Source organism: Sinorhizobium psoraleae, assembly GCF_013283645.1.
GTDB lineage: Bacteria > Pseudomonadota > Alphaproteobacteria > Rhizobiales > Rhizobiaceae > Sinorhizobium > Sinorhizobium psoraleae.
Genome location: NZ_JABEKV010000029.1, coordinates 1 through 8,846, shown reverse-complemented (window position 1 = coordinate 8,846; position 8,846 = coordinate 1). Strand labels below are relative to the sequence as shown.

The window sequence follows — 8,846 nt, the reverse complement described above, 5'->3', positions numbered from 1 at the left end:
TTCAGACAAGCGGTTTGTGACATAAATTTTCGCAAGCCTCTTGCATCCGCGCGAGCATCGGGTATTTTTGTTGCAACAAATCTTCCCAGTCACGGGCCGTGCCCGTCCTAGTCGCAAGGAGCTGCTTTAAATGTTGCATGAAACGAAAGAGGCGCCGGGTGTTGCTTTGCCCGATGCGCAGTCTGCGAAGCTTTTCGAACGTGGGCGTCACGTTTTCCCTGATGGCACTACCCGTGTCACCGTCGAGCGTGACCCAATGCCGCGATACATCCTCAAAGGCGAAGGCGCATATCTGATCGATGTGGACGGACAGCGTTTTCTCGATCTCAACAACAACTTCACTACCCTGATTCACGGGCATGGATTTGCTCCGGCGATGGATGCTGTCGAACGCCTTCTCCGTGACGGAACTTGTTTCTCCAATCCAACAGCCCATGAGATTGAGCTGGCGGAACTACTCGTGGGTCGCATTCCAGCCGTCGAACAAATCCGCTTTGTAAACACTGGCACCGAAGCGGTGATGTTCGCCATCAAGGCGGCGCGCGCCTTCACGGGAAGGCCTGGCATAGCCAAGATCGAGGGTGCCTATCATGGCTCCTATGATTGGGCTGAGGCAGGACAGGGGGGTACACCCTCGACGTGGGGGTCGCCCGAAGCGCCCGTCGCAGTTCCATCCTATGTTGGGACGCCTGCGTCCGTTGCCGACGATGTTGTCATCCTTCGTTTCAACGACGCTGACGGCGCACGTCGCCGGATCGCCGCCGCTGCCGATTGCCTCGCCTGCGTTTTGCTCGACCCCATGCCGAGCCGCGGTGGCCTCATTCCGCCGGAACCTGAGTTTATTGCGGCCGTCGTTGAAACGGCTCGGCATCACGGCATTCTCGTCGTCTGCGATGAGGTCCTCAATCTTCGTCAGAGCTATCGCGGCGCCTCCGCACGCTACGGTATTGAACCTGACTTGATTGCTGCCGGAAAAATCATCGGCGGTGGGTTCCCCATTGGGGCCATTGGCGGGTCGCGCCGCGTTATGAGTGTTTTTGATGTATCGTCTGGGCGAGCCAAAGTGGCACAGGGAGGGACTTTCTCCGCCAATCCGGTATCGATGGTAGCCGGTCGAGTGAGCATGGAAGCCATGAGTGAAGCGGCATTCGATCGTCTGGAGGAAATGGGCAACCGCCTGCGGGCTGCCCTAACCAACTCGATTGAGCGCCACCAAGCGCATTTCGTGATCAGCGGTGTGGCGTCACTCTTTCGGATTCACCCTAAGCAAACTCTGCCGCGGGACTACCGCGAGGCTTATCCGTCGGCCGGCGAAGCGGCAGCCCTTAAATCCATGAGTCGCTTCTTCCGCGATGAAGGCATCATCTTGCCAGCGGGTGCAGCAGCTTGCTTGTCTACGGCTATGTCTGACGCCGAGATCGATAAGATTGCCAATGTCTTCGATCGGTTCCTTGCGACAACGCCAGCGTCGACGGAGGAGGTACGGTAATGAATAGCCTTACTCAAATGAAAGAAACAGTAGTCAGTGCCGAAATGACCGTCGCTGAACGGGTCGCGCATGCGCTCCAGCGTCATGGTGTGGAGGCAATTTTTGCGCAGAGCCTTCCGTCTGCAGTAATTCTTGCTGCGGAGAAGATCGGCATCCGGCAGGTCTCATATCGACAGGAAAACATGGGCGGCGCAATGGCCGATGGCTATGCACGTCGCTCTGGCAAAGTCGCTGTCGTCGCAGCCCAAAACGGCCCCGCCGCAACTTTGCTCGTTCCGCCACTGGCCGAGGCACTAAAAGCCAGCGTCCCGGTAGTAGCCCTCGTTCAGGAAGTCGAGCGCGATCAGGCGGACCGAAATGCGTTTCAGGAGCTAGATCATATTGCGTTGTTCCAGGCCTGCGCGAAATGGATTCGTCGCGTGGTCGTCGGCGAACGCATCGACGACTACATTGATGCTGCCTTCGTCGCGGCTGCCTCCGGGCGACCAGGACCTGCAGTCGTGCTGTTGCCTGCTGATCTCCTGCGAGAAAAGGCGCCGGTACCTGCATTCGCAAGGAAGGCTAGCCTTGGCCACTGGCCGTTGGACCGCATGCAACCGGACGCTGCCATCGTTGCAGAGGCTGCCCGCGCCATTGCTGAGGCCCGCAACCCGGTCGTTTTGGCTGGCGGCGGCGTTCACGCAGGCGGCGGCGCGGCGGAGCTCGCTCAGCTTCAGGAAACGGCGTCTCTTCCGGTATTTACAACGAACATGGGGAAGGGGGCAGTTGATGAACATCACCCGTTGTCCGCTGGCGTTCTGGGATCTCTCACCGGGCCTCGTTCACTAGGTCGCCACAGCCGATCCCTTCTCGATGAGGCTGATCTTGTATTGCTCGTGGGAACGCGCACCAACCAAAACGGAACTGACAATTGGCGCTTGATTCCCGCTGGAGCTAAGGTTGTGCACATCGACGTGGATCCGGGAGAGATCGGGCGCACTTACGAAGCGATGCGTCTTGTGGGTACTGCGGCTGAGACGCTGCGCGCCTTGCGTGAAGCCCTGAAGGAGCATTCCCTGACACTTCGTCAGCAAGCGAGATCAGGATTGGAGGCGAGGATCGCCGCCGCTTGGGGGGCATTCGAAGAAGACCGCTATTCCGTCGCCCATGGAAACGAGGGGCCAATACGGCCGGAATTCCTGATGCGGGAGCTACAGTCTCGCCTTACCCCTGAAACCACGATCGTCACCGATGCTAGTTATTCTTCATTTTGGGTAACAGGGCAGCTTCGCAGCCTCAAGGCCGGCATGCGCTTTATCACACCGCGCGGCTTGGCGGGCCTGGGGTGGGGGCTTCCGCTGGCAATGGGGGCAAAGATCGCGCGTCCAGACCACCCTGTCGTCGCTATTGTTGGCGATGGGGGTTTCGCGCATAGCTGGGCCGAATTGGAAACGCTTGTCCGCTCTGGTATCGCTCTGACTGTGATCGTCCTCAATAATGGCATTCTTGGCTTCCAGAAACACGCTGAGACGGTGAAGTTTAAGGGCTATACGAGTGCCTGCCACTTTAGCGTCGTCGACCACACGAAGGTTGCGGAAGGTTGTGGATGCCCTGCTTTGCGCGTGGAGCGGACGGAAGACTTGGGGGCTGCGCTTGACCGGGCATTGGCCGGGCAGGGGCCGCTTTTGATCGATATGATCACCGATCCTGGTGCATTTCCGCCGATCTCATTGTTTGAGAAGCTGGAGGACGGGGCATGAACAGCCAGGCATCTGGCCGCATCGCTGTAGTAACAGGTGGCACGGCGGGCATCGGCCTTGCTTGCGCAGAGCGTCTGCTCGCTACAGGTTACAGAGTGGCTGTCTTCAGCACAAAAGCAGCGCGTGTAGAAAAGGCGCGCGAGGACCTATCGCGAAAATTTGGTGCGGACAAGGTTCGGGCGGACGTCGTTGATTTGCGAGATCCCGATGCGCTCAAAGGTTTTTTTGAAGATCTCAAAAAGACCTGGGGCTCAGCTGATGTTCTAGTGTGTAATGCAGGATACTCTCCAAAGCCCAACGGCCAACGGCTGGCATTCGATACCATTCCCCTCAGTGAATGGCACGAGGTGATGGCAATCAATCTGACCGGCGCCATGTTATGCTGCCAAATCGCGGCTCCTCTCATGGCTGCCAAAGGATTTGGGCGCATCATTTTGATCGGGTCTATGGCAAGTCGGACGATGCCACGGATCGCGGGCGCTAGCTATGTAGCCTCCAAGGCGGCTTTGGGCGGAATGGCGAAGTCCTTGGTTAGCGAGTATTCGGCCCATGGCGTCACGACAAACACTGTGGCCCCGGGAAATGTACTGACCGAGATGTTGGGAGCTCCGGACAGTCCGGCAAATCTCGCCGCAGCCGCTCGGGTTCCCTCAGGCCGTCTTGGACGTCCTGAGGATATCGCGGCGGTCGTTTCCTTTCTCGCTTCCGATCAGGCCGAATTCGTGAACGGAGCCGTTATCGATGTTAACGGCGGGGAATATCTGCCCTGCTGATGAGGTGTCGAGCCAGAGCTATGTGACGAGCCGCAAGCGCGAGAGGGAAAACAAACCCGCTCGGTACATGTGGAGTCGCACTGCAAGGAACTTCATCTTTCTCAGGCCCGTCCTCCCAGGGGCCGCTTGGCTGTCGTCGAACACGTTTCGGCGGCAGCCACCTTTTTTTCGTACGTCTTCGCAACAGCCTTCGCCTGAAAAGCTCAGGCGCGTGCTTTGTTGCGTTCGTCAACCCGCTCGCTTCCTCGCTGCTGATCCGACAGCTTGGTCGGTGGTGCGGCGCCGGCTATGATAAATGGGCACCAGTGAAAAAGGTCCACGCGCGTTGAAGGGTTGAAGGCAGCATTGATTCATCTAGCGATGAGTCCGCAGGTTCGATGTGGAGCGACGCTCGCAAGCCCGCAAACCTGCTTGCGGGCGTCATCTTCCGTTGAATGAGCTTGTCCCGGGGCTTGGATGCGAAATAGTTGTCTAAGGGAGTCGAAAACGCAGCCCCCTCGATCGCTCCGCAGTGCCTGCTCGGTCGCCGATGTGCCTCTGAACAACGCGCTCGACGACACCCGGCAAATGCTGTCCTTTTTCGCCGCTGTATTCTTGCAGACTGGCCTAGGAGCATCCTGAATGGATGTACGAATGACGTATCAACGGGCGGACAGATTGGCGTCCTCGACGAATCCGTAGAACGATCGGGCATGGTCCGGTGTGATCACGCCGTCATCCAGGTCGCGCTGCACAGCCGTCCGGTCACGTAGATAGGGATTTCCCCACCCGCCTCCGGCGGAGGAGGCGATCGTCAGGCGAGCTGGGGGCAGTTCCAGCACGCCGTATTGGGGCGTTTCCACGAACTCGCCCGACGCGAGTTCAATGGACAGTTCGCCTTTGCTTCCGTTACCACCGCCATTAACACCTAATCCGCTGGGCGTTCGGACACCTTCCCCGGTAAATTTGTAGGTCGCTGGCGCCTCGACGTCGACAACATATCTTGCACCTGTCCCTCCGCGGAAATGTCCTGGGCCAGCACTGTCTTTTCGAAACTCACACTGATGCACGAAGATAGGATACAACTGTTCGTAGCTTTCGATATTTGGCAAGGCTAGGCCTCCCATCGAAATAACCTGACTAATCACGTTGAAACCGTCACGTCCCCCTGTGGCGCCCGCGCCGGAAGAAGCGAAAAAATGAGCGAAATTGAACGAGCCATGGGAAGGATCATTGACTGAAGTAGAACAGTACGAGGCTTTACCCCAGGAACCGCTCGCCCTCTGCGGGTCCGCCTTAGCAAGCGCCCTCCAGCATGCGTTGATAATCTCCGTCGCAGGAAACATCGTGTTCATTGTCATTGCGGCCGGCGGTCGAGCGTTGACTACAGTCCCCTCCGGAGCAATGATCCGGAGTGCGCGTAAGGCACCCTCATTACGCGGCAAAGCGACACCTCCGAGAAAGCTCATAACACCGACGAAAGCGGCCGAAGTTGTGTTCGCTAGAGAGCTGTTTTTGAAGCCTTTGATTTGAGGGTGGCTCCCCGTGAAATCGAGGGTCATGCCACCGCCCTGGACCGTCAATCTGAGTTTGACAGGCACATGAGTTTGCTCAAAACAATCGTTATCGCTTGCATCCTCTGCTTCATAGATACCGTCCCCCAGACGAGCTATTTCACCGCGCATCATGCGCTCTGCGTAGGCTAGGATCGCTTCCAACGCCAATTTGCTTCGCTCGACCCCTAACTCATCAAAAAGTGTTTGAAGGCGTTGAGCACCGATTTCGATCGCGCCCAGCATGGCGCGGAGATCGCCGTCCATCATTTCTGGGTATCGAGAATTCAACAAAAGCAGTTCCCAAAGGTCTCGGCGCGTTTTGCCGGCTTCGACTAATTTCAGGACGGGAAGCCGTATTCCCTCATGGAAGATCTCTGTAGCGCGCGGATTGTAAGATCCTGCTGTACCGCCCCCTATATCGGATTGATGTGCGCGGTTGCACACAAAGGCGACAGGGGTATCAACGCAAAAAACAGGCTTGATTACAGTCCAGTCGGGCAGGTGATTGCCACCTGCTACATGTGGATCGCTGAGAATGAACACGTCTCCAGGAACCATATCCCGCGCAAACTTCGCTAATACGGCTCGCAAAGCGAAGCCCGCCCCTCCGGTGTGGATTGGTAGTCCATCTGCCTGCGCGACGACTTCCCCTGCCGCACTACCCACGAAACAGGAGAAATCATGTGATTGACTAAATGCCGGATTACGAGCCGTTCTGGCCATGACGTATCCGGTTTGTCGAGAGATGTGGTCTAACTGTTTTTGAAGTAGTGCCAGCTGCACGGCATCGAAACTCATGACGTCTCTCCTGGTAGAGGGCTGTTGAGGTGAATGAGGAAATTCGATGCGCAGTCGACCTCCAATCGGCTGCCTTCCGGCAAAATCACCGTAGTGGTCGTACTTTCCACCAGAGCAGGCCCGTCAACGGTGTCTCCATACTCGAGGACATCGCTGCTGAAGATTGGAGTCTCCTTAAACTCATCAATGTCGTCCCAGTACACGCGCCGAAACTCGGAGGCCTGCACTTTCCTTTTCATCCGCTGTTTGCTTTTGTGTTCGGTGAATCCCAGGCGGACTAATCCCGTTGCCCGTCCGCCAGTTATGTAGATGCCATCCTGTCCCTGATCATGCCCATAGAGCCTCCGGAACTGCTGCAGGAAAGCCGCGCGGATGGCTTCCTTTTCAATATGTCCAACCGGGACGCTCACAGAAGATTGCTGACCTTTGTATTGGAGCTCGAGCGCTCGTTCGACAACGATGGCATGCGCTGCAAACCCTTCGCTCAGGAATCGCGCGCGGCATTCGCCTGCGAGTGTGTCGAGGAATTCGTCAATTTCGTCGACAGAAGTCGCTGCGAACGGACGTAGCCATGACTTTACGGCGTCTTGCCTTGCGTCCGCTGTGCACATACCGAAGGCGCAAAACACGCCGGCAACGCGCGGAACAAAAACGGCGCGGCAGCCCAAAGCGCTCGCGACGGAAGCGCCGTGCATTGCTCCCGCCCCGCCGGCGGCGACAAGGGTAAAGCGAGACGGATCGAAACCCCGCTCCACGCTGACCTTTTCCACGGCATGAACAACTTCCTGTTCCATAAGTCGGATGATGCCGGCCGCCGCGCGAACAGTGTTCAAGCCAGCGGGTGCCGCAATACGACTTTCGATTGCTTTTTCGGCAAGATCCTTGTCGAGAGCGATAAGGCCGCCGCCGTAGCGGCCGCTTTGAAGGCGTCCCAGAACAAGCTGCGCATCCGTAACTGTCGGGTCGGTGCCTCCTCGACCATAACAGACCGGCCCGGGAAAGGCGCCCGCCCCGTCCGGTCCGGTTCGAAGCATGCCTCCGTGATCGCATCGCGCGATCGTTCCACCTCCCGCGCTGACGGTATGGATGTCGACTGCGGGGAGAGCCAAATGATAGCCGTTCACGTCCGTGCTGTTGCTCATCGCGACGCCTGTTTCATCAGCTAGGATAACGTCGCAGCTGGTGCCTCCAATTTCGATCGAGATGAGGTTTTGGATGCCAAGCGCATTGGCGCACACCATGAGCGCGCTCGCACCGGCGGAGGGACCCGACAGTAGGAGAGATGCGGGACGGTGCTCCACTTGCTGCACCGAAACAACTCCGCCGTTACTTTGCATCAAAAGAAGGGGACGTTTGAGTCCAGACTCCCTTAGCCGTAACTCAAGGCGCCGCAGATACGGCACTACGCGAGGTGCCACGTAGGCGTTGAGGACGACAGTCGAACTGCGCTCATACTCTCCGATCTTTCGCACGATATCGGATGAAGTATAGACCAAGACGCCGGGCCAGAGATCCCGAACCGCTGCCTTGCATTCGTGCTCGTGCTCTCCGTTCAGAAAACTGTTAAGGAACGCGATAGCTACTGCCTCAACACCACGGCTTTGCATTTCAACGACCGCTCGTCGGACGCTTTCGTGGTCAAGCGGAATGCGCGGTTCTCCGTTCCTATCAATCCGTTCGCGTATCGGAAGCCTGAGACTACGTGGAACAAGCACAGGGGGAAAAGGAGTGCGATGGTCCCACACATCCGAACGCATACCCCGCCGGATTTCAAGAGAGTCGCGGAAACCCTCGGTTACCAGCAGGCCGACCTTTGCTCCCTTGCCTTCGAGAAGAGTATTTGTCGCGATCGTTGACCCATGCACGAAGTGAGAGCAATTGCCCAGCAAGCCCTCGAGTGGCAAGCCAGCAGCGTCTGCCGCTAATCGCAAAACATCCATGACACCTTGTGACGGATCCTGGGGTGTCGTTGAAGCTTTGTACTGCCATAGAACCCCCTTAGCGTCGATGAGAACGAGGTCGGTAAACGTCCCTCCAATGTCGATTCCAATGCGCCAAGGCGCGCTCAAATTGGCTTGCTCGTTCATGCTTGGTCCCCATTCAACAGATGGTCGAGGCAGCAAATATCTGTCGCAGAGCAACGGCCCTCGTCGAAGGCGCTGTTGCTTGTTTGACTGCATTGAGCAGAGTGTCGAGAAAGACGGCCGAGAAATGTCCGGTCGCAATTGCCCAATTTTTGTTGCAAAACGCGGCAAAAATGCCGGGTTGTCAAGCCATTTTTCGTGAGGAGGTTACACGCAAGGTCAGCTTCTATCGCTCATCGAGAGCCCATAGGCAGCCCGAGGCGCGGTTCAGATCCCTGTTCACCCGATACATATCCAGGGCATCAGGGGTATTGTGGCCAGTCGAGCAAAAAGCATTGGGCGGCAACGGAGTGGTGGGTCAAATAACGTCTGGAGAGGCGGGGCGAGACTACGGCCGAAACGCGATTATTCCTTTTGCTCTGCTCGGG

General features: G+C 57.4%; 5 protein-coding genes. 3 read left to right on the top strand and 2 right to left on the bottom strand.

The genetic code is table 11. The features are described 5' to 3' along the window. Window positions 1–130 precede the first annotated feature (130 nt). From ILFOPFJJ_RS34175 to fabG, 3 genes are read left to right on the top strand one after another with little or no spacing between them, the layout of a single operon-like run. Window positions 131–1,489 carry an aspartate aminotransferase family protein gene (locus tag ILFOPFJJ_RS34175; RefSeq protein WP_173514807.1) on the top strand — a complete coding sequence of 453 codons (1,359 nt, stop codon included), beginning with the start codon at window positions 131–133 and terminating at the stop codon, window positions 1,487–1,489. Beyond that, entirely contained in the window at window positions 1,489–3,228 is a 1,740-nt protein-coding gene (locus ILFOPFJJ_RS34170) for an acetolactate synthase catalytic subunit (RefSeq protein ID WP_246300022.1), read from the top strand. The genes ILFOPFJJ_RS34175 and ILFOPFJJ_RS34170 overlap by 1 nt, the downstream gene beginning before the upstream one ends. Next, window positions 3,225–4,001 carry a 3-oxoacyl-ACP reductase FabG gene (fabG, locus tag ILFOPFJJ_RS34165; protein WP_173514806.1) on the top strand — a complete coding sequence of 259 codons (777 nt, stop codon included), beginning with the start codon at window positions 3,225–3,227 and terminating at the stop codon, window positions 3,999–4,001. Before ILFOPFJJ_RS34170 ends, fabG begins: the two co-directional genes overlap by 4 nt. A 641-nt stretch (window positions 4,002–4,642) precedes the next feature. On the opposite strand, the gene ILFOPFJJ_RS34160 is transcribed toward fabG, so the two are convergent. Both ILFOPFJJ_RS34160 and ILFOPFJJ_RS34155 read right to left on the bottom strand, forming a co-directional pair. Further along, window positions 4,643–6,334, bottom strand: a complete 1,692-nt coding sequence (locus tag ILFOPFJJ_RS34160; RefSeq protein ID WP_173514805.1) for a hydantoinase B/oxoprolinase family protein — start codon at window positions 6,332–6,334, stop codon at window positions 4,643–4,645. Further along, window positions 6,331–8,421 carry a hydantoinase/oxoprolinase family protein gene (locus ILFOPFJJ_RS34155; protein ID WP_173514804.1) on the bottom strand — a complete coding sequence of 697 codons (2,091 nt, stop codon included), beginning with the start codon at window positions 8,419–8,421 and terminating at the stop codon, window positions 6,331–6,333. The genes ILFOPFJJ_RS34160 and ILFOPFJJ_RS34155 overlap by 4 nt, the downstream gene beginning before the upstream one ends. Between the last annotated feature and the right edge of the window lie 425 nt (window positions 8,422–8,846).